This is a genomic window from Psychrobacter sp. 16-MNA-CIBAN-0192 (genome assembly GCF_040309565.1).
In the GTDB taxonomy this organism is placed as follows: Bacteria; Pseudomonadota; Gammaproteobacteria; order Pseudomonadales; family Moraxellaceae; genus Psychrobacter.
In genome coordinates, this window is sequence record NZ_JBEOOX010000573.1 from 1 (window position 1) to 248 (window position 248).

Below are 248 nucleotides of genomic sequence, written 5' to 3' on the forward strand. Positions count from 1 at the left end.
GTTTTGTGCTTACTTTCAGCCACAAGTTAATACGCAGGGTGATGTTGTTGGTGCTGAAGCACTTATTAGATGGGACCACCCTCAAAGAGGGCTGATAACAGCAAACGAATTTATACCTATTGCAGAGCAATACGGACTTATTCAAAAACTACAAAATATTGTTTTGCATGATATATGTATTTTAATTAACGAGCTTAAAGCAAGCGCTATCATTGACGACTCGTTTAGTGTTTCAATTAATATTAGTC

At 36.3% G+C, this 248-nt stretch carries 1 protein-coding gene; it reads left to right on the plus strand.

Annotated features, from left to right (window positions below; translation table 11 throughout):
• The coding region (locus AAEY78_RS14435) for an EAL domain-containing protein (protein WP_352340129.1) at positions 1-248 on the plus strand (248 nt) is incomplete at both ends.